We start from the raw sequence: 19008 nt of genomic DNA on the forward strand, positions 1-19008 counted from the left end.
TCCCCTTTCTTATGCTTCTTGTCCAACTGTCTCGTCTTCAATTCCTAATTCTTCTTTAATCCAGTCATAACCTTGAGCTTCTAATTTTTGAGCTAGCTCAGGACCGCCAGATTTAACGACGCGACCTTGCATCATTACATGTACATGGTCTGGCGTGATGTAGTTAAGTAAACGTTGGTAGTGAGTGATGATTAAGCTACCAAAGCCTTCTCCACGCATTTCATTGATTCCTTTAGATACAACTTTAAGTGCATCGATATCTAGACCAGAGTCAATTTCATCTAAAATAGCGAATTTAGGCTTAAGCATCATTAATTGAAGAATCTCGTTACGTTTTTTCTCTCCACCTGAGAATCCTTCATTTAAATAACGTTGTGCCATATCAAGGTCCATTTCTAGGAATTCCATCTTGCTGTCTAATTCGCGGATGAATTTCATAAGAGAAATTTCGTCGCCTTCTTCACGACGAGAATTGATAGCTGAACGCAAGAAGTCTGCATTAGTTACTCCAGTGATTTCACTTGGATATTGCATTGCAAGGAACAAACCAGCTTGAGCACGCTCGTCCACTTCCATTTCTAATACGTCTTCACCATCTAATTCAACCGAACCAGAAGTAACTTCATATTTAGGATGACCCATGATAGCTGAAGCCAAAGTAGACTTACCAGTACCGTTTGGACCCATGATAGCGTGAATTTCATTTGTGTTAAGGGATAAATTAACACCTTTTAAGATCTCTTTACCGTCGATAGCGACGTGTAAATCCTTAATAACTAAAGTCGACATTTAATAACCTCCATTAAGTAACTAGAAATGTATAACCATTCTAATTTATTATCATTCTAATCTTAACTCAAACTGAAGTCCCTTGCAAATCTTTTGAAACACTTTCTTATTGATAATATATAACAATTATAAGAGAAAAATTAGGTTCATCCGCATGGTACTTTATGACACTATCATTTTCAATAAGATAACTCTAATTGAGAATGCATATCACTACGGCGATAGTGTTAACTAAAAAATCCACGCAGCCTAGACTGCATGGATTTTTGTCTTCTATTTAAATTAACCTCGGAAAGCACGAGCATCGAGCTTAGCTGCAAGCTGCATACTTTTTTCGTGATCTGCCTGACGACGTTTCTCAACTTTTGCTCTCAATGTTTGACTATTTCTTAATTCATCGTAACCGAAACCATGTACTCCTCTGAATGCGTGGTCCATCTGTTCTGTATAGGGTAACTCTCCCGAACTGATAATGAATCATTCCTTTCCTTTTTAATGTTTTCTATACTACACTACATACCACCTCATGTTAAGTTCAAACATCCTTTTTATTCTGAAAATTCATTTCGTAAATATTGAATTGATACATATGTCACACGAATCATTTTTTTCATTTCACGTAACATATCGGCGTAAAATAAAAGCCAGTCTCCTATTTTAAATCCCACCCTCATGCGCCTGAGAGGAATAAGCTTCTAGCTAATCGTTTTCGATAATTGGAAACTTATTTAATTGGTAATAATTTAGGTGAAATTAAAAAGGGGAGAAATGAATCATTTTAAAAAAGTTTTGTGCAGGGAAGTTAATTTTTCTTTTTATACTGTGTAGTTTTATATTTTCCTAATTTTAAGAGATTGGCTTTCCTTAATAGCCTCTTCACTTCATAACGGCTGTCCAAAAGTAAAAATTTTCTACAAGCTTTATTGGTCAGAATGTCATCATATAGCCAAAAATAATGCTGAAGTGATTTTAGAGAAGCATATTTGTCTGCATACTGACAGCTTGTACAATACCAAATATTTTTAATTTTATTCATACCTACCTGTCCACAGCCTTCACAAGCTACGCCTGAGATTAAATCACTTACTTCTATTGAATAATGTTTCGTTAATGGAAAGAATTCAAATGGGGAATTATGTTTTAAAATCAGATTTTTTACCTGATTAAGTTTAGAATCGGGTACTATAGTAGATTTATTTTGGAGATTTCGAAGGAATGAATAGACCTCATTCTTATAAAGAATGGTCGTATCATTGTTTGTAGTTTTAACATGGCTATTTTTAGAGGCAAAAACAATAGCGCCAAAGACCGGTATCGTAAGATTATGATGTGTAAAGAAATTAGACAATAAATAGGAATACTCATTTAACTGATTAACGGGGCAAGGGTACTTTTTAATCTCGCCGTTATCTTTGGTTTGTATTAATTGAGAAGGATTCACTTTAAATTCGAGCAATCCAATAATGTTTTTTATTTCAAGAATAACTGCACCAAAAGGGGTTAGTAATAGAAAATCAATTTCAAATAACTTTTCCGTACGCAGCATTACCTTATGTAATAAAAAATAATTATAAGGTAAACGCATCCTCTCCAATTCTCTATAAACCATTTCCTCGCCATAGTCACCTGCCATCGTTGTCTGTATTTCTGTGGCTAGCTTGGGATAAAATGGGTGCTTCGAAGGTAGTCGATTCAATAATAATCTCATTGCTTTCAGTTGTTCCGATTTCGCATATTTTTTGATAATCAATAGTCATCACCTCAATCTTAGATTAGCAAAATTAAGTTAAGGAAGATACCATTAATTTGGTAATTAAACTTATTTGTGATGATACATTTAAGAGGGTATATGTAGGTTTTTATGGGTTCGATTGAGGGATTAGTTTCAACTGGTTTATGGGCGGTTCTTACGCTTATGGGCACTTTTCTTTCATTTATGGGTCAGTTTCAACTGGTTTATGGGCGCTTTCCACCCCTTTATGGGACACTTTGCACTAGTTTACGGGCGATTCTCGCGTTTATGGGCGCTTTTCTTTCATTTATGGGTCAGTTTCAACTAGTTTATGGGCGCTTTCAAACCCTTTATGGGACACTTTGCAGTAGTTTATGGGCGATTCTCACGCTTATGGGCGCTTTTCTTTCATTTATAGGTCAGTTTCAACTAGTTTATGGGCGCTTTCCACCCCTTTATGGGACACTTTCCGCTAGTTTATGGGCGGGTCTCACGTTTATGGGCGCTTTTCTTTCATTTATGGGTCAGTTTCAACTGGTTTATGGGCGGTTTCCACCCCTTTATGGGACAATTTCCGCTAGTTTATGGGCGAGTCTCACGTTTATGGGCGCTTTTCACTAGTTTATGGGCGCTTCTCACGTTTACGGGCTTTCTCCCCCTTAACCCACACTTCTCCCACCCCACAAAAAAAGCAAGCACACCAGGTGCTTGCTTCACTCTACAACTATATCAATTATTTCACCGGAACTACTGCTCCGCCCCATTCTTCTAAGATGAAGTCTTGGATCTCTTCGGATTGTAGTGCTTCTACTAGTGCTTTGATGCGCTCGTCTTTTTCGTCACCTGCGTTTACCGCTACTAGGTTTACGTATGGAGATTCTGAGTCTTCAATTGCGATTGCATCCTCTAGTGGGTTTAAGCCAGCGTCGATTGCGTAGTTGGAGTTGATTAGCAATGCGTCGCCTTCATTGTTTTCATATAGCTGAACCATTAAAGCAGCTTCGTAGTTTGGATCGAATTCTAGGTTTTTCGGGTTGTCTATAATGTCATCAATTTCTGCTTTTGTTTTATCTATTCCCTCAGCAAGTGTAATTAGCCCTTCTGCTTCTAACATTGCTAGTACGCGGCCATGGTCAGCAACCGAGTTACTCATTAGGATCGTTGCTCCTTCTGGAAGCTCTTCAATCGAATCATACTTTTGAGAGTAAAGACCAATCGGCTCGATATGGATGCCACCAGCATTTACGAAGTCATAGTCGAAATCATTCATTTGTGATTCTAGATAAGGAGCATGTTGAAAATAATTGGCATCTAGGTCGCCATTATTTAAGTCTTTATTTGGTAGTACGTAATCTTGGTACGTTTCAATTTGAAGCTCAATGCCTTGTTCTTCTAAAATAGGTACTACCTGCTCTAAAATTTCTGCGTGCGGTACGTTAGAGGCACCAACAACTAATTTGTCGCTATCCTCATCGCCACAAGCAGCAAGCGTTAATGCACTAACAGATAATAAAACCCCAGCCAATAATTTTTTCATTTTCAATCTCTCCCTATCTTTTATCAATTTTTGTAGTAATAATATCGCCAATCCATTGTAGAATAAAGACAATGATTAATATTAAAATAGTAGCAATAAGCGTTACATCTCCGCGTCCACGTTGGAATCCATCTAAAAATGCTAGATTCCCAAGTCCTCCAGCTCCAATAATTCCCGCCATTGCTGTATAACCAACTAATGAGATACAAGTTACGGTAATACCAGATACTAAGGCTGGCATCGATTCTGGCAATAAAACCTTCCAAATGATTGTAGAGGATTTAGCACCCATTGATTTAGCTGCCTCTAAAACACCCTTGTCGATTTCTCGTAGTGCGATTAAAACCATACGGGCATAAAATGGAGCAGCTCCAATTACTAATGCAGGGATGGCCGCATTCGGACCGCGCATCGATCCCGTCAACAACGTTGTAAATGGTATCAACAAAATGATTAAAATAATAAACGGAATAGAACGGAAAATATTGACTACTCCACTGGTCAACCAGTTTGCTATTTTATTTGCCCATGCTTGGTGTGGGCTTGTCAAAAACAATAATAATCCTAAAATTAGTCCAAAGATTGCTGTTAGGACTGTAGAAATTGCAGTCATATAAAGGGTTTCTATAGTGGCTTCCCACATTTTAGGCCAATCAACATTTGGAAATAACGATTCAATCATTGTTGATCACCTCAGTTTTAACTTTTTGCGCGTGGATAAATTCTATTGCCTTTTCCACCGCTTGTTCATTTCCATCGATTTGCAGGATTAGTGTCCCGAACGCTCCACTTTTCGTGTGAGAGATATTCCCTTGCACGATGTTTACCTCTAAATCGAACTGTTTGATTAATCTCGAAAGAATTGGTTGCTCTGTAGTATCTCCAACGAAAACGAGCTTAACTAGCTTGCCGTTTGGATAAAGCTTAACTAGGTTTTGAATGGTTTGAATTGGTTCTTTAGAATCTGAAATTTGAGAAACGAAACGCTTTGTAATAGGCTGTTGTGGCTTTTGGAATACCTCAAGCACATCTCCCTCTTCTACAACTTGCCCATTTTCCATAACCGCTACTCGGTTACAGATCTTTTGAATAACTTGCATCTCATGGGTGATTAACACAATGGTTAATCCTAGTTTTTCATTAATGCTTACGAGCAAGTCTAAAATGGAGTCGGTTGTTTCAGGGTCAAGAGCTGATGTTGCCTCATCACAAAGCAATACCTCTGGACCATTAGCCAACGCTCTTGCAATTCCTACGCGTTGCTTTTGTCCTCCAGATAATTGAGATGGGTAAGAGTCTCCTCTTCCTTCCAATCCAACAAGGCTTAAAAGCTCCTCTACTCTAGCTTTTCTTTTTTCCTTTGGAACTCCTGCAATTTCTAATGGGAATGCTATATTTTCAGCGACTGTTCGCGACCAAAGTAAATTGAAATGCTGGAAGATCATGCTTACTTTTTGACGAAAGCTTCGAAGCTTGTCCTCATTAATAGATGTAATTTCCTGGCCATTCACTGTAATATGACCGTCAGATGGCTTTTCTAGCCCATTCAACAAACGTATTAGCGTACTCTTGCCCGCTCCGCTGTATCCAATAATCCCGAAAATTTCTCCACGCTGTATGTCCAGATTTACACTATCAACTGCAACGATTTCTCCTTGCTTTGTAATAAATCTTTTCGAAACGTCTTTTAAACTAATCAAGTAAATCTGACCACCTTTCCTAATAAAAAACCCCTTCTGCAAAAGAGCAGAAGGGGTGTATGTTATCTATTTAAAATAACGTTCATCCATTCTCTCATTTCCCAAAGCTATAGCTTTGCGTGACTTGGCACCATTTCACTTTCATGACGGTTGCCGGGCTTCAAAGGGCACTTCCCTCCACCTCTCTTAATAAGAGCGACACTATTAAATTGTGTTTTCAACATAACGAATATTATCATAGGTTTCCATCTTCGTCAATAGCCTTTATTGTTTCCAATAAGTAAGGAACTGATTGAAAAGCATAGATTTTCTTTTCCACTTTCCCATGTTTTGTAATAAGAAGACAAGGTACGCTTTCAATTTCCTGTTCTATCGCCAAATCACCTAGAAAATTAATATTTGCCTGACCAATTGGATAGGTAACCATTTCTTTAATAACATTCATCATTTTACTTGCTACCTGACACGTTCCACACATAGGCGTATAGATATAAAACAAGGTAAGTGTTGAATTGTTTTTAGCGCTATCCCATTGTTCTCTAGTCCATTCATTCATACACATCATCCTAAGGTAAAAATTCTTTTTTCACCTTAATATTAACACGTTTTAATATAGATGCCAAAACCTTCGCCGGTGTGTTTGCTACTTCGCCATACGTCGGGTTCGTATACAAATGAATTGCCTCTGGATACTCCTTCCTAACGACCGATCGGATTTGTTCCCCGGATTTGTCTGCATCTAGAAAAGCATAAATCGGCAAGCCATCATAAGGGCTTAATAGCTCCTCCAATTTTACATCGGATATCGTTCCATTAGTACATATAATTTCTGGAGATTCATCGAGAAGGCTTAATAATTGCAGCTTATCAGACCTACCCTCAACGATAATTATTTTATCACTAAATACATGTGCCATTTAGCTTCTCTCCCAACTTATCCTTTCCTTTATTATATGAAAAAAACGCCGATTATTAACCGGCGTTTTCATTATTACTCTGCTATTAATTCTTCGTACTTTTCAGGAGATAATAAGCTGTCCACTTCTGATACGTCAGAAGGCTCAACCACGATCATCCATGCATTTTCATAAGGTGATTCATTAACAAATTCGGGGCTATCTTCTAGCTCAGTATTTACTTCTACTACTTTACCACTGATAGGTGCATATAATTCTGAAACAGTTTTTACGGATTCAACGCTACCAAAAGCGTCTCCTGCCTTGATCTCATCGCCAACTTGTGGAAGTTCAACGAATACGATATCTCCAAGTTCAGATTGTGCAAAATGAGTAATTCCAATACGGACATTTCCGTCCTCATTTTTTACCCATTCATGTTCAGCTGAGTACTTAAAATCTTTAGGTACGCTCATAAATAAACCCCTCTCAAATAATTAATCCATTCTATTTAATATTCACATATTTTCATAGTAAATACAAGGTGCTTTAAGAGGTTTTCCACATGTCTTCAAACTGCTCTTCTTTAAAACCAAGCGTTAGCTTATGTCCATTATATACAAGAGGTCGTTTAATCAATTTTCCATCCGAAGCAAGCAGCTCTAACTGCTCATCCTCCGACATTGTAGGAAGCTTGTCCTTCAATTGTAATTCACGATATTTTACGCCGCTAGTATTAAAGAATTTTTTCAGTTCATAATCGCCTTGTGCCACCATTTCCTTTAATAGTTCCTTTGAAGGCGGTGCGTCAACGATATGATGGTTCTCAAATGGGATATCGTTATCTTTCAGCCATTTGCTTGCTTTGTTGCATGTACTACATTTTGGATATCCATAAAATTGGATTGTCATTTAAATCTCACCTTTTTCTTTTTATCATAATAATATTTTGTTACTCATGCAAGAGAGAACAGTGAAATGCTCTCTTCTTAATTTTAAAAATATCCTTGTTTTTGCTTAGCGGTGATAAATTCCCGTGAGCGGTCATAAATCTTGCTGAACGGTTATATATTCCCGTGAACGGTCATAAATCTCGCTGAACGGTTATAAACTCATTCCCCTTCATGGTAATATCGTTTTTCGGACAAAAAAAGCCATCTGGAGTTCCAGATGGCCAATGCTGTTATTAAACTACAAATTTTTCAGCTTCGATTAGCTTAACGGAAGCTTCGCGTTTTTTCTCAATCACGTTATATGGTGTGTAGCGAGTTAGCTTGCGAAGTGCAGAAATCATCATGCGTAAGTTATCGCCATCAACTGAAGCAATTAGTGTTTCTTTTGCTGCTGCTTCGATTTCATTGAAGGCTTCTTGGCAGAAGATTTGAGTGTAAAGAAGCTTTTGTGCTGCTTTTTCTTCTCCGCTGCGTGCGATTGCTTTTTCTGTACGTAGTACTGCTGATTCCATTGCAAAGATGTTGTTCGCAATGTTTGCGATGTGTACAAGTACTTCTTGCTCTGCTTCTAATTTTGTACCGAAGCGTTGAGCAGCCATACCAGCAGCTAAAATACCGATTTTCTTAGCGTTTGCAACTAGCACTTTTTCTTGAGCTAATGCTTCATCGCCAACTTCCTCTGGCATCATCATTAATAGCTCTTCCTGCAGACCTTGTGCTTTTTGAAGAAGTGGTAATTCACCCTTCATTGCTTTTTTCAGGAATGTTCCTGGAACGATTAAGCGGTTGATTTCATTTGTACCTTCGAAAATACGGTTAATACGTGAGTCGCGGTAAATGCGCTCTACTTCATATTCTTGCATGAAGCCGTATCCGCCATGTAATTGAACCGCTTCGTCCGCGATGTAATCTAGAACCTCAGAACCTACTACTTTGTTAATAGAGCATTCAATTGCATACTCAGCGATTGCAGCCGCAATTTTACCTCCGTCTTTTTGGTCTTCTTCACTCATTTGGCTCATGCGATCCTCGAAGTAACCTACTGTACGGTATATTAAGCTTTCCGTAGCATATAGCTTAGAAGCCATAGTTGCTAGCTTTTGCTTCGTTAAATTGAATGAAGAAATAGGTGTCTTAAATTGTTGGCGTTGATTAGAATAAGAAATAGCTAGCTCTAACGCGCGTTTAGAAGCACCAATACTACCTACACCTAATTTATAACGACCAATGTTCAGGATGTTAAATGCAATAATATGACCACGGCCAATTTCCCCTAACAGGTTTTCAACAGGTACCTGTGCGTCTTCTAGGATCAACGTACGTGTAGAAGAAGATTTGATACCCATTTTCTTCTCTTCTGCACCTACAGATACTCCTGGGAATGTTCTTTCCACGATAAATGCAGAGAATTTGTCTCCGTCCACTTTTGCGTAAACAACGAATACGTCTGCAAAGCCTGCGTTAGTAATCCATTGCTTTTCACCATTAAGGACATAGTGAGTTCCTGCTTCATTTAATTTAGCAGTTGTTTTTGCTCCTAGAGCATCTGAACCTGAGCCTGGCTCTGTTAAAGCGTATGCAGAGATTTTTTCTCCTGACGCTGAGTTTGGAAGGTATTTTTTCTTTTGTTCTTCATTACCGAAAAGAACGATTGGAAGTGTACCGATTCCTACGTGTGCTCCGTGAGTGATAGAAAATCCACCTGCTACTGATAGCTTTTCAGCGATTAATGCAGAAGAGATTTTGTCTAATCCTAGGCCATCATATGCCTCTGGAATATCAGCTGCTAAAAGACCTAAGTCACCAGCAGATTTCAATAAACGTACAGAGTGATCAAACTCATGATTTTCTAGGTTTTCCACAACAGGTAATACTTCGTTTTTAACATAGTCTTCTGCTGTTTTAGCAATCATTTTTTGCTCATCATTGAAATCCTCTGGTGTAAATACGCGGCTTGCCTCAATATCTTCTACTAAAAAGCTTCCACCTTTAATTGCATCTTGAACTTGTGTCATTTCCTTCTCCTCCTATTGTGTGTAAACGTTTGATTAATTGATTGTGAAATGCGCCCTTCAATCAAAGCGCATTTCCCTCTTAAAATTAAAGAAGTTCAAATACCCCAGCTGCTCCCATGCCTCCACCAATACACATCGTCACAACACCAAATTGCTTCCCTTGTCTTCTAAGTTCGCTCATCATTTTTAGAGTTAAGATAGAACCTGTTGCTCCAAGTGGATGCCCTAGTGCGATAGCTCCACCATTTACATTTACTTTATCTAGATCGATACCTAAATGACGAACGACTTGGATGGATTGAGAAGCGAATGCTTCATTGATCTCCCATAGGTCGATATCTTCAATAGATAGACCTGCAATTTTCAATGCTTTAGGTACCGCAACAATTGGTCCGATCCCCATTACGTCCGGAGCTACGCCGCCAACTGCGAATGAACGGAATTTTGCTATCGGCTTTAAGCCCTGTGCCTCTGCAACTTCACGATCCATCACTAATACTGCGCCTGCACCGTCCGAAGTTTGAGATGCATTACCTGCAGTTACAGAACCACGCACGTTGAATGCTGGACGTAATTTTGCAAGTGTTTCTACTGTTGTTCCTGGACGTACACCCTCATCCATTTCGAACATAAATTTTTTCGATTGCGCTTTGTTGTTTTCATCTACGAAATGCTTGATCACTTCAACCGGAACGATATCATCGTTAAACTTACCAGCTGCAATTGCCGCTGCAGCAAGCTGATGTGAACGAACAGCAAATGCATCCTGGTCTTCACGGCTCACATTATACTTATTCGCCACCTGCTCTGCTGTATGACCCATTCCCATATAATATTGAGGCGCTGTTTCTGCTAAATGAGCATTTGGTCGAATGACATTCCCCATCATTGGAACCATACTCATAGACTCTACTCCTCCAGCAATAATTGCCTCGGAGTGACCTAGCATAATACGTTCAGCCGCATATGCGATGGATTGTAAGCCAGAGGAACAGAAACGATTGATGGTGATTGCTGGTGTTGTATCTGGAAGTCCAGCAAGTGCACCGATATTACGAGCTACGTTCATTCCTTGCTCTGCTTCTGGCATTGCACATCCTAAGATTAAATCATCTATTGGGCCATCGTATCCGCCCGCTCTTTTTAATGTCTCTTTTACTACCAATGCCCCGAAATCATCTGGGCGTACATTGGCTAGAGATCCTTTTTTCGCTTTACCAACTGGTGTTCTTGCACCTGCTACGATAACTGCTTCACGCATGAGTTCTCCTCCTTTTACCTAACGCAGTCTAGTTGCGTAATGGTTTACCTTTCACTAACATGTGCTGCATTCTTGCCTGGGATTTAGGGTCTGCAACTAAACTTAAGAAAGCTTCACGCTCTAAGTTCAATAAATATTGCTCATCTACTAACGTACCGTATGGAACCTCTCCACCAGCAATCACATAGGCAAGCTTTTTAGCAATTTTCAAATCATGCTCACTAATATATCCTGATAAGAACATGCCTTCAGCTCCTAATAAAAGTGCTGCATATCCTGGGGATCCTACAACAGGTACCTTTTCACGAATCGGCGCCTTATAGCCTGCTTCTGCAAGAGCTAGTGCAGCTTGCTTCGCATCATAGATTAAGTGATCTGGGTTAACGCTAATGCCGTCAGCCATGCTTAAGAAATTGTTCTCACGTGCCTCTTCACCCGAAGTGGATACCTTAGCCATAGCGATTGTTTCAAAAACCTTGCTAGCTACATTTAAGTAATCTATTTGCACTCCGTTTGGAATTCCTTTTAGGTGTTTCATGTAAAGCTCTTTATTACCCCCGCCACCAGGGATTAGACCAACGCCCGCTTCCACAAGTCCCATATATGTTTCAGAAGATGCCTGGATATGAGCTGCTGGTAGAGTAACCTCTGCTCCTCCGCCTAATGTCATTCCAAAAGGAGCAACTACTACTGGCTTCGAAGAATATTTAATTTTCATTGTCGCATTTTGGAATTGACGAACAACGAAATCAAGCTCAAAAATATTGTCATCTTGCGCTTCCATTAGAATCATGCCAAGGTTTGCTCCAACGCTGAAGTTTTTACCTTGGTTACTAATAACAAGACCCTTAAAGTTTTTCTCTACTTCATCGACAGCAAAGTTAATCATTTGAAGAATATCTAACCCAATAGAATTGGACTTAGAGTGGAATTCAAGCAATGCAATACCGTCTCCTAAATCGATCAGGCTAGCTCCTGAATTCGACTTAATGACACCATGCTTTTTCTTGTAGCTTTTTAGGTTAATCATTTTTTCATTGACTGGTACTGCCTTGTAGTCCGATCCGTCAAAGAAGAACAATTCACCGTTATCTTCTTTATAGAAGGAATCGAATCCTTTATCTAATAAGGACTGAACGAAAGCAGGTATTTCATAGCCCTCTGACTGCATTTTTTCAACAGAGGTTTTTACTCCGATGGCATCCCAAATTTCAAAAGGTCCTTGCTGCCAGCCGAAGCCCCATTTCATTGCATTGTCAATTGCAACGATATCATCTGCAATTTCACCGTGAAGCTGAGCAGAGTAGATAAGTGTTGGACTTAAAATACTCCATAAAAGCTCTCCCGTGCGATCCTTTGCATATGTTAACGTTTTCACTTTAGCGGCTAAGCCTTTTTGTTGCTTTGCCATTTCCATGGAAGGAGTTTTCAGCTTCTTCATTGGTCCATATTCTAAAGTTTCCGGATCTAATTCTTTAATTTCTTTGCCTTCTTTTAAGAAGAAGCCTTGCCCTGTTTTAGCACCAAGCCACTTGTTTTCAAGCATTTTTTGCATGAAAGCGGGGACTTCAAATACTTTTTGCTCTTCCCCTGTTGTTTGGTCATATACGTTTTTTGCTACGTGAGCAAATGTATCAAGACCTACTACATCAAGCGTACGGAACGTTGCAGACTTCGGACGGCCAATAAGTGGACCAGTAACAGAATCTACCTCTCCAACTGAGTAGCCTCTTGCTTGCATCTCACGAAGGGTTACAAGTAAACCGTATGTTCCAATTCGGTTGGCTATGAAGTTAGGCGTATCTTTTGCAAGAACAACACCTTTTCCAAGCACATCCTCACCAAAGTTTTGCATGAATTCCACTACTTCAGGAGCAGTCGTATTAGCAGGAATCACTTCCAATAGCTTCAAATAACGAGGTGGATTGAAGAAATGAGTGCCAAGGAAATGCTTGCCAAAGTCTTCTGATCTACCTTCTACCATTGCATTGATACTGATTCCTGATGTGTTAGAGCTTATAATTGTGCCTGGCTTACGAACTGCATCTATTTTGTCATATAAATTTTTCTTAATATCTAAGTTTTCTACTACTACTTCAATAATCCAGTCCACATCTTTTAGCTTTTCAAGATCATCCTCTAAATTCCCTGCCGTGATTAGTTGCAGGTTCTTTTTCGATGTTAATGGTGCTGGTTTTTGCTTTAATAATTTCTGTACGGCAGTTTCCGCAAAACGATTACGTACGGAAGGATGCTCCAATGTAAGTCCTTTTGCTTCATCCTCTTTACTAACTTCTTTTGGTACGATATCCAGCAAAAGTGTTGGTATACCGATGTTTGCTAAGTGAGCTGCAATCCCAGATCCCATTACCCCTGAACCAAGTACAGCTGCTTTTTTAATTTGATATGTCACGTGCAAAGCCTCCCCTTCATCTTGAATGAACGCTCATTCATTTTAATTACAAAAAAAATAGAAGCAATCTCTATATCTATTATTCTAGTGCAATGTTTAAATTTTCGCAATAATAAAATGAATAATTTAATACATTTTGCTTTCTCCTATTTGGGAAACAGTGTAAACTGTATGTATTATCATTGGAGGTATCTTATAATGAAAAAAATTACTACAACTGAGCAATTTAATGAAATCATTTCTGGTGATCAAGAGGTATTAGTAAAATTTGAAGCAGGCTGGTGTCCTGATTGTCGTCGCATGGAAATGTTTATCGATCCTATCATGGAAAAGTATAATAATTACGCATGGTATGAAGTAAATCGTGACGAACTACCTGAAATCGCTGAAAAGTATCAAGTAATGGGGATTCCTAGCCTACTTATATACCAAAACGGCGAGAAAAAAGCTCACCTGCATAGTGCAAATGCGAAAACACCGGACCAGGTAGAAGAATTTTTACAAGCGCAAACTAAATAGATATTATTTAGAACAGCTACATATAGGCATAATATTCAAACTGAATAGTCTATACTTTCTTTAGAACACATAAGCCAAGGTAACCTTAGAAAGTATGAAAGGAAATAGGACTGCTCTTAACGACAGTCCTCTTCTACTTTCTTACCATAATAAGAAAAACAGAGGTGTTATATTTGTCGCAAGAAAACGAAATTCTGGAATTAAAAGAGAAAGTCGCTTACTATGAACGAATTATAAAAGCAATGTCCACCCCAATCATTCCATCTATTGTGCCTAAAACAATTTTGATGCCGATTGCCGGCTATATGTATAAGGAACGCTTTGAAAATATTGAGACGGAAACACTACAATATATTGGCGAGCATAAAGAAGTAGAACACGCTATTTTCGATTTTACCGGGGTAACTGTGGAGCATATTGAGGAATTCGATTACAATGAATTGGCCATTTCTATATCCCGACTGAATAGCTCTCTTCGTTTAATGGGAATCCGTCCAATCTATGTTGGCTTTAACCCGAAATTTATTCGTGAAATTGTCCATGCAGATCTACATGTTAATATCGAAACATATAAAAATTTCCGAGAAGCATTGAACCGCCTACTGCAAGAATCCAATAAAACAATCGCTTCTAAATAAAAAAAGGATTAGGGATTTCTCCTAAACCTTTTTTCTAGCGACAAAGGAAACGAGAAATTGTTCTCGCATCTCCCTTTGTCTTTTTTATCATGTTAACTTAAAAATTTGTCATACAAATTGGTGCTTTTCGTGGCTTAAACCAGTCATCTAAATCCTCTGGGCTACAACCCTTCACTACTACTTCACCATAGCTATCCAAATCCTTAATCGATACACAGCCCATCCACCATGCACTTAAATCTTGAATTCCTATTTCGATGTTCACCTGACCGATATTCTCTCCAACTTTTTCAATATCCCATTCTCTACCCAAAAATGAAAGCTTATAAAAGCCTGACTGCTCCTCGATAAAGGTATCCTCGACCTTCACAATAATTTCTGGTTGGCCGGCTGGCTTGCGAAGTGCTTGAAAATGCATCTGCTTAAAAAAGAGTGGAATATCTGAAATCCGATACATTAAACCCGATCCAGTGGTGGCCACCTCATGATAGACACTAGGTATTAAGTGATTAGAGTCATTTGGTGGATTGTTTAAGCTATAAACAAATGCCGGGTTGTTTGTTCCATATATGATTCGGTCGACCTGGTCCTGCTGGGAATCAACCCATGCCTCTAGCTGCTTAAAGCCCTTCTGGCTACTCCATACCCACTCATGAATCATCATATTTTGATGCAGGAAGTGACTATCCTTCACTGGCTGAAGGCTAAAAGCCAAGGCACCAATCAGCTTGCCGTCTTCTCGGACCCCTACATAACGAGATGCTGCATTTTTAATATGCTGACGCTCACTCCATGTCCGTTTGATCATACCATGATGCATTTGGGCAAAGTGGTTAAATAAGACTGTAATTTCTTCTACATCTGTAGGAGATAACAGCTCTACCAAGTCCTTCTGCCCATTACTATTTAAAGCACCTGGTTTTATCCTAAACTCGTACTTTAATGGTCCGTAGCCATAGCCCATTTTGCGGTAAAAACTAGAGCTAAAAGGATAAAGAGCAACAAGGGCAACATTTTCCTTTCTTGCTTCTTGGTGAAAATGGTTCAACAGCTCAAAAGCTACCTTTTCCTTCTTATGTAAAATATGTACTGCCACCATGCCTATCCCAAATAGACGTTGAAACTCACCATTAATATTACATTCAAAATCACTTCGTCGGTAGATTCCTACTAATTCTTCTTTTGCGTTAAAGCTTCCATAAAAAAGAATGCCGTTTTCTTCCCTTTGCTCTCGTTTCAGTCTTTCCTCATATTCCTTCTTCTTTTCCTCTGACTGAATGCCCATTCCTGGATATGCCATAGACGCTAGGTCAGCTGCTGCCTCAAAATCCTTTTCCTCTAGTACTCTAATCAAACCATCCATCCCCTTAGTAATTAAATTAGAATTGCTATTTATATAAAAAACACGAACAATAATTGATTTTAGCTACTGGAAACCGTTCTGCTAGCAACTGATACACAAGTCTAATTGCAACGCCTTGTCTCTCATGCCGCATCCAATCAAATAATTGTTCGTGTTTAAAATGGAAAACATTATTTAGGAAATTAACTTAATTTAATGCTTTTAGTAAAAACTTTTAGGGTAATATAAACGTACTGTATATAGTAACCAGAAAGGAGAATTCACTTGAAAATCCAGTTGCCGGTTAAAGGCTTTTCTCAGTACGATGTTTCCATTAATCCAAAGCTACAACCTTCTGCATGTGGACCGGTCACAGTATACGTGCTCCTAAACTATCTTTTACCGAACCACTCCTACATTCCTAACGATTTATATAAACATTTAAAAGGAACAAGAATTGGTCTATTTACATGTCGATTTATTAGGCGATTAAAAAAGCTTCTTGGTCCTGGTTGGACAATCCAAAAATGCTCCATAGAGGAGTCCTTAGGTGAGCTGCAACAAGGTAGACCAGTGGCATTAAAGTTTGATAAATATTTTTCTTTTAAATGGAAACAGAAATTCTCTTTTTCCTATCACTGGGTACCATTAATTGGGTATGAAAAAAATAACGATGAACTCTATTTAATCGTTCATGATAATGGTGGAAGAGGACGAGAAAGTTCTATACGCAAGATAAAATATGCAGAAAATGCTCCTATCCTCACATTTATTAAAGTTGTCCCACCGGCTTCTGTTTCCCTTGCAGCTGACGAGCTAAAATAGTGTAGCCATGCTCATATAAAAAATCGAATTTGTTCGTATCAATATTCGGTATGACTAAGTGATCGAGCTCCGCTTCAATTGGTACATCTCTACTGATGGTAGCAAGCTGCTTCGATAAGTGAAGCATTTCTAAATCAGCTTCAATTTTTGTTCGCTGACCCTTTGTTAGGAGATGCAGTGAGTCTATTACCTTTTCAACTGAACCATAGGCTTGTATAAGCTGAAGAGCAGTTTTCGGTCCAATACCCTTCACACCTGCATAGCCATCACTGGAATCTCCCATAAAAGCCTTCACATCCGGGAACTGCAGTGGAGAGATACCGTATTCATCTGTGAATCTTTCATGATTATAGTAGTCATATATCGTAAAGCCCTTTTTCGTGAATGCAATTTCAGTAGAAGGATTTAAAAGCTGAAGTAAATCCTTATCGCCACTGACAATCGTGAAATGTGCTTCGTCTTTCCATTTATGTGTGATAGACGCAATCGTATCGTCTGCTTCCATTCCAACTATCCCAAAGTTTTGCCACCCTAAATGCTCCGACAGCTCCTGGGCCATATCAAATTGAGGAATCATCTCCTCTGCTGGCTTTGGCCGATTCGCTTTATACCCATCAAATAAATCATTTCTAAACGTTTTCATTCCTTTATCCCAGCAAACCGCCATATGAGTAGGGTTCATTAGCTCCTGTGCTGCCAATACATGACGTGCAAAGCCCTGTACTGCATTCGTTGGAATCCCCTTTTCATTTTTAAAATAGTTTCCTGACATAGCAGTTGCAAAGAAAGAACGGAATAATAATGCCATACCATCTATAACTAATACACGAGGTTTTTCCTGTGTCATATACATCATCCTTTAGTTTATTAAAAGCACCTAAACAAGCAGTTTAATACTTTTATCACATATTATTATAACATGGATTGAAAATAAAAATTAAGGGTATATAATTCTAAAAAACTCTTTGGAGGTACATATGAATCTACATAACGGGTCTCTTTATTGGCCAACTACAACAAAACCATTTACTCCAACATTCATTGAGCCTTTAGATATATACGATGTCGTTATTGTCGGTGGAGGAATGTCTGGCTCCTTAACTGCGCTATCGCTTGCGAAGGCCGGATTGAAGGTCGCTGTATTAGATAAACGTATGATGGGTACCGGCAGCACTAGCGCAAATACAGGATTGCTTCAGTATTCAAATGACATTATGCTTCATGAACTAATTGACCAAATCGGCGAAAAGGATGCTGTTCGCTTTTATCAGCTCTGTTATGAAGCAATGGATGATTTAGAGCTTGTGGCTAAAAGTCTCGATGAGGATCCGGATTTTATACGGCGCCCTAGCCTGTGTTTTGCTAGCGAAGAAAATGATGTCGAGAAGCTAAAAGCGGAATACATAACACTTCAAAAATATAACTTCCCTTGTGATTATTTAGGAAGGAACGAGATAGCCAAAAAATTTTCCTTTTCCAAGGATGGCGCCCTACTAACTTTAGGTGACGCAGAGGTTAACCCGTTAAAGTTTGTACAAGGGGTTCTTCGAAAAGCGGAAGAGCTAGGCGTTCATCTATATCCATATACAGAAGTTATAAATGTGATAGATAGAGACAACGACATGGAAGTTCGTACTGCTGGAAAACCGTTCTTTGCTAAAAAAGTTGTATATACGACTGGATATGAGGATGTCCCTGTTGGAAAACGTAGGGGAGCTGATATCAATCATTCTTATGTGTGCGTCAGCAATCCTATTAGTAATTTAAGTGGCTGGCATGAAAAAGCTTTAATATGGGAGACAAAGCGACCTTACTTATACGCTCGTACATGCAAAGAAGGTAGATTAATTATAGGTGGTATGGACAAAGACCAACCTGAGGCACCACAATCGGAAGAGCTGATGATGAAGAGAGTAGAAAATCTTCTTTTCCAAGCAAGAGAACTATTCCCACAATACGATATAAGCATTGATTATGCATACGCTGCGACTTTTGGAGAATCTACTGATAATCTTCCATTCATTGGAGTACATCCAACGAAAGAAAATCATTATTACCTATTAGGTTATGGTGGAAACGGAACCGTTTATAGTATGCTCGGATCTCATATATTGAGAGATTTAATAACCGGTCATAAGAATGAGGATGCTGAGATTGTACAGTTGAATAGGCTAAGTAAAAGCAAAGAAGCGACTAATCAATAATTAGTCGCTCCAAACTTTAGATAAACACCATGAATTGTGATGTTTTGTCTAAAGTTTTTTCTATTAAAGTAACGATATGTGCTCTCCTGGATCTTCAGCTCGTACTATTCTCGTTGAAAGTCTCCACTCTTCCCTCCAATCAAAAGTCGACTCCTTCTATTTGTGGGTCAAGCCTAGTAATTAG

At 38.8% G+C, this 19008-nt stretch carries 19 protein-coding genes and 1 riboswitch; of the genes, 4 read left to right on the top strand and 15 right to left on the bottom strand.

Going from position 1 to position 19008, the window contains the following annotated elements; genetic code table 11:
- Positions 1–9: 9 nt before the first annotated feature.
- The 13 genes from sufC to Q0371_RS04675 all read right to left on the bottom strand — a co-directional run bounded on the left by sufC (position 10) and on the right by Q0371_RS04675 (position 13296).
- Entirely contained in the window at positions 10–789 is a 780-nt protein-coding gene (sufC, locus tag Q0371_RS04615) for a Fe-S cluster assembly ATPase SufC (RefSeq protein WP_169359629.1), read from the bottom strand.
- Between the two features lie 282 nt (positions 790–1071).
- On the bottom strand, positions 1072–1227 hold the full coding sequence (locus Q0371_RS04620; RefSeq protein ID WP_169359628.1) for a hypothetical protein: 156 nt from the start codon (positions 1225–1227) through the stop codon (positions 1072–1074).
- A gap of 364 nt (positions 1228–1591) precedes the next feature.
- Positions 1592–2539 carry a nuclease-related domain-containing protein gene (locus tag Q0371_RS04625; protein WP_298468838.1) on the bottom strand — a complete coding sequence of 316 codons (948 nt, stop codon included), beginning with the start codon at positions 2537–2539 and terminating at the stop codon, positions 1592–1594.
- Between the two features lie 715 nt (positions 2540–3254).
- Positions 3255–4058, bottom strand: coding sequence for a MetQ/NlpA family ABC transporter substrate-binding protein (locus tag Q0371_RS04630; protein ID WP_298468841.1), 804 nt, complete (start codon positions 4056–4058; stop codon positions 3255–3257).
- 13 nt (positions 4059–4071) lie between these two features.
- Positions 4072–4740 carry a methionine ABC transporter permease gene (locus Q0371_RS04635; RefSeq protein WP_298468844.1) on the bottom strand — a complete coding sequence of 223 codons (669 nt, stop codon included), beginning with the start codon at positions 4738–4740 and terminating at the stop codon, positions 4072–4074.
- Positions 4733–5758 (bottom strand): methionine ABC transporter ATP-binding protein, encoded by a 1026-nt coding sequence (locus Q0371_RS04640; protein WP_298468846.1) that lies wholly within the window; start codon positions 5756–5758, stop codon positions 4733–4735. The genes Q0371_RS04635 and Q0371_RS04640 overlap by 8 nt, the downstream gene beginning before the upstream one ends.
- 91 nt (positions 5759–5849) lie before the next feature.
- Positions 5850–5954, bottom strand: a riboswitch (SAM riboswitch).
- 39 nt (positions 5955–5993) lie between these two features.
- Positions 5994–6314, bottom strand: coding sequence for a thioredoxin family protein (locus Q0371_RS04645; protein ID WP_169359623.1), 321 nt, complete (start codon positions 6312–6314; stop codon positions 5994–5996).
- A 10-nt stretch (positions 6315–6324) separates the two neighbouring features.
- Positions 6325–6675: a toprim domain-containing protein gene (locus tag Q0371_RS04650; RefSeq protein WP_169359622.1), complete on the bottom strand. Its 351-nt coding sequence runs from the start codon at positions 6673–6675 to the stop codon at positions 6325–6327.
- A gap of 74 nt (positions 6676–6749) precedes the next feature.
- Positions 6750–7130 carry a glycine cleavage system protein GcvH gene (gene gcvH, locus Q0371_RS04655; RefSeq protein ID WP_169359621.1) on the bottom strand — a complete coding sequence of 127 codons (381 nt, stop codon included), beginning with the start codon at positions 7128–7130 and terminating at the stop codon, positions 6750–6752.
- 73 nt (positions 7131–7203) lie between these two features.
- A complete protein-coding gene (locus Q0371_RS04660; protein WP_251556211.1) occupies positions 7204–7566 on the bottom strand; it encodes an arsenate reductase family protein in 363 nt (120 codons plus the stop codon).
- Between the two features lie 274 nt (positions 7567–7840).
- Positions 7841–9622: an acyl-CoA dehydrogenase family protein gene (locus Q0371_RS04665; protein WP_298468850.1), complete on the bottom strand. Its 1782-nt coding sequence runs from the start codon at positions 9620–9622 to the stop codon at positions 7841–7843.
- Positions 9623–9707: 85 nt separating this feature from the next.
- Positions 9708–10883 carry an acetyl-CoA C-acetyltransferase gene (locus tag Q0371_RS04670; protein WP_169359618.1) on the bottom strand — a complete coding sequence of 392 codons (1176 nt, stop codon included), beginning with the start codon at positions 10881–10883 and terminating at the stop codon, positions 9708–9710.
- Positions 10884–10911: 28 nt separating this feature from the next.
- Entirely contained in the window at positions 10912–13296 is a 2385-nt protein-coding gene (locus Q0371_RS04675) for a 3-hydroxyacyl-CoA dehydrogenase/enoyl-CoA hydratase family protein (RefSeq protein ID WP_298468852.1), read from the bottom strand.
- Positions 13297–13494: 198 nt separating this feature from the next.
- Here Q0371_RS04675 and Q0371_RS04680 point away from each other — a divergent pair, with 198 nt between their 5' ends.
- Together Q0371_RS04680 and Q0371_RS04685 are read left to right on the top strand one after the other, a co-directional pair.
- The gene (locus Q0371_RS04680; RefSeq protein WP_251556217.1) at positions 13495–13815 is read left to right on the top strand and encodes a thioredoxin family protein; all 321 of its coding nucleotides are present in this window, start codon (positions 13495–13497) and stop codon (positions 13813–13815) included.
- A 173-nt stretch (positions 13816–13988) separates the two neighbouring features.
- Positions 13989–14453 carry an STAS domain-containing protein gene (locus Q0371_RS04685; protein ID WP_169359615.1) on the top strand — a complete coding sequence of 155 codons (465 nt, stop codon included), beginning with the start codon at positions 13989–13991 and terminating at the stop codon, positions 14451–14453.
- A gap of 97 nt (positions 14454–14550) precedes the next feature.
- On the opposite strand, the gene Q0371_RS04690 is transcribed toward Q0371_RS04685, so the two are convergent.
- Positions 14551–15807 (bottom strand): GNAT family N-acetyltransferase, encoded by a 1257-nt coding sequence (locus tag Q0371_RS04690; protein WP_298468855.1) that lies wholly within the window; start codon positions 15805–15807, stop codon positions 14551–14553.
- Between the two features lie 273 nt (positions 15808–16080).
- On the opposite strand from Q0371_RS04690, the gene Q0371_RS04695 reads away from it, so the two are divergent.
- Positions 16081–16620, top strand: a complete 540-nt coding sequence (locus tag Q0371_RS04695) for a C39 family peptidase (RefSeq protein ID WP_298468857.1) — start codon at positions 16081–16083, stop codon at positions 16618–16620.
- On the opposite strand, the gene Q0371_RS04700 is transcribed toward Q0371_RS04695, so the two are convergent.
- Positions 16568–17467 carry a 5'-3' exonuclease gene (locus Q0371_RS04700; protein ID WP_298468859.1) on the bottom strand — a complete coding sequence of 300 codons (900 nt, stop codon included), beginning with the start codon at positions 17465–17467 and terminating at the stop codon, positions 16568–16570. The genes Q0371_RS04695 and Q0371_RS04700 overlap by 53 nt on opposite strands.
- A gap of 130 nt (positions 17468–17597) precedes the next feature.
- Between Q0371_RS04700 and Q0371_RS04705 the strand changes: the two genes are divergently transcribed.
- Complete coding sequence (locus tag Q0371_RS04705; protein ID WP_298468860.1) at positions 17598–18824, top strand: FAD-dependent oxidoreductase; 1227 nt, start codon at positions 17598–17600, stop codon at positions 18822–18824.
- Positions 18825–19008 lie beyond the last annotated feature (184 nt).

The organism is uncultured Psychrobacillus sp. (genome assembly GCF_938022135.1).
Lineage (GTDB): Bacteria > Bacillota > Bacilli > Bacillales_A > Planococcaceae > Psychrobacillus.

What these genes read in the sequence shown, in the direction of transcription:
- sufC (WP_169359629.1), bottom strand. Translation starts at nt 789, where the DNA reads ATGTCGACTTTAGTTATTAAGGATTTACACGTCGCTATCGACGGTAAA.
- Q0371_RS04620 (WP_169359628.1), bottom strand. Translation starts at nt 1,227, where the DNA reads ATGGACCACGCATTCAGAGGAGTACATGGTTTCGGTTACGATGAATTA.
- Q0371_RS04630 (WP_298468841.1), bottom strand. Translation starts at nt 4,058, where the DNA reads ATGAAAAAATTATTGGCTGGGGTTTTATTATCTGTTAGTGCATTAACG.
- Q0371_RS04635 (WP_298468844.1), bottom strand. Translation starts at nt 4,740, where the DNA reads ATGATTGAATCGTTATTTCCAAATGTTGATTGGCCTAAAATGTGGGAA.
- Q0371_RS04645 (WP_169359623.1), bottom strand. Translation starts at nt 6,314, where the DNA reads ATGAATGAATGGACTAGAGAACAATGGGATAGCGCTAAAAACAATTCA.
- Q0371_RS04650 (WP_169359622.1), bottom strand. Translation starts at nt 6,675, where the DNA reads ATGGCACATGTATTTAGTGATAAAATAATTATCGTTGAGGGTAGGTCT.
- gcvH (WP_169359621.1), bottom strand. Translation starts at nt 7,130, where the DNA reads ATGAGCGTACCTAAAGATTTTAAGTACTCAGCTGAACATGAATGGGTA.
- Q0371_RS04660 (WP_251556211.1), bottom strand. Translation starts at nt 7,566, where the DNA reads ATGACAATCCAATTTTATGGATATCCAAAATGTAGTACATGCAACAAA.
- Q0371_RS04665 (WP_298468850.1), bottom strand. Translation starts at nt 9,622, where the DNA reads ATGACACAAGTTCAAGATGCAATTAAAGGTGGAAGCTTTTTAGTAGAA.
- Q0371_RS04670 (WP_169359618.1), bottom strand. Translation starts at nt 10,883, where the DNA reads ATGCGTGAAGCAGTTATCGTAGCAGGTGCAAGAACACCAGTTGGTAAA.
- Q0371_RS04680 (WP_251556217.1), top strand. Translation starts at nt 13,495, where the DNA reads ATGAAAAAAATTACTACAACTGAGCAATTTAATGAAATCATTTCTGGT.
- Q0371_RS04700 (WP_298468859.1), bottom strand. Translation starts at nt 17,467, where the DNA reads ATGACACAGGAAAAACCTCGTGTATTAGTTATAGATGGTATGGCATTA.
- Q0371_RS04705 (WP_298468860.1), top strand. Translation starts at nt 17,598, where the DNA reads ATGAATCTACATAACGGGTCTCTTTATTGGCCAACTACAACAAAACCA.